Genomic DNA, 1,531 nt, shown 5'->3' on the forward strand with positions numbered 1-1,531 from the left:
CGAGCGGGCCGCCTCCTGGGACGCCGCCACCAGCTCGGGAATCACCCGCGGGTCGACCTCGGCCGAGACCATGGTGCCGATCCGCGCGCTGGATCCTTGGCGGACGACGGAGATCACCGTGATGCTGCGATTGACCGAAACACCGTTGGTGGTCATCGAATTGCCGGCCCAGCGCAGCGTCGCCTCGACCTTGTCGGTGACGAGCACCATGGTCTCGCTGGCGCCACCGAGCTTGGCGGCCTCCTCCAAAACGAGGTTGACGACGTGCTGCGGGGTGATCATCGGCCGCCCTCGGTCCGGGTGTTGAGCACGTTTACGCCGCGGAACAACGCCGACGGGCAGCCGTGACTGACCGGGGCGATCTGGCCGGGCTGCGCCTTGCCGCAGTTGAAGGCGCCCCCCAGCCGCCACGTCGACGGGCCGCCCACGGCCTCCATGGAGTTCCAGAACTCGGTGGTGGTGGCCTGGTAGGCGACGTCTCGCAATTGGCCGTCCAGCCGGCCGTCGCGGATGCGGAAGAACCGTTGACCGGTGAACTGAAAGTTGTAGCGCTGCATGTCGATCGACCACGACTTGTCGCCGATGATGTAGATGCCGTCCTCGACGCGGCCGATCAGGTCGGCGGTGCTGACGTCCTCGCGGGCGGGCTGCAGCGACACGTTGGCCATCCGCTGAATCGGCACGTGATGCGGGGAGTCGGCATACGAGCACCCGTTGGACCGCGGCTGCCCCAGACGCGGAGCGAACACCCGGTCAAGTTGATAGCCGACGAACACCCCGTCGCGCACCAGGTCCCAGCTTTGCGCCGCCACCCCTTCGTCGTCGTAGCCGATGGTGGCCAACCCGTGCTGGACGGTACGGTCGGCGGTCACGTTCATCACCGGGGAGCCGTACCGCATGCTGCCGAGTTTGTCCGGCGTGGCGAACGACGTTCCGGCGTAGGCGGCCTCGTAGCCGATGGCGCGGTCGTATTCGGTTGCGTGGCCGATGGATTCGTGAATCGTGAGCCACAGGTTGGTGGGGTCGATCACCAGGTCTGTGCGGCCCGCGGTGACGCTGGGCGCTTTGACCTTTTCGGCCAGCAGCGACGGCAGCTGTGTGAGCTCGTCGGTCCAGTTCCACACGTCGTCGCCGGTCAGCACTTCCCAGCCGCGTCCCATCGGCGGCGCCAGCGTGCGCATCGAGTCGAAACTGCCCGCGGCGGGGTCGACGGTCACCGCCTCCAGCGACGGCTGCACCCGGACCCGCTGCTGGGTGATCGACGACCCGAAGGTGTCGGCGTAGAACGTCTGCTCCTTGACGGCCGTGAGAACCGCCGACACGTGGTCGACGCCGTCGGCGCTGAGCAACCGGCCGGAGTATTCCTCGAGCACGCCGATCTTGTCGGTCGCCGGGATGCTGAACGGGTCGATCCGGTAATCCGAAACCCAGGTGGCATCGGCATACACCGGCTCGGGCGCCAATTCCACGCGCTCACTGTTCAGCGTCGCCAGGGTGGTGGCGACCTGCACGGCGCGCCGCGCGGTCTCGG

General features: G+C 67.8%; 1 protein-coding gene and 1 pseudogene. Both read right to left on the minus strand.

Annotated elements, in window-relative coordinates; all coding sequences use genetic code 11:
• Nucleotides 1–282 (minus strand): annotated as a pseudogene (locus A5713_RS04545) (TldD/PmbA family protein); the annotation flags it as partial.
• Nucleotides 279–1,531 (minus strand): TldD/PmbA family protein (locus A5713_RS04550; RefSeq protein WP_068092976.1); only part of this gene is annotated, 1,253 nt, incomplete at its 5' end. The gene A5713_RS04550 and the pseudogene A5713_RS04545, both read right to left, overlap by 4 nt.

This window comes from Mycobacterium sp. E2497 (genome assembly GCF_001668695.1).
Lineage (GTDB): Bacteria > Actinomycetota > Actinomycetes > Mycobacteriales > Mycobacteriaceae > Mycobacterium.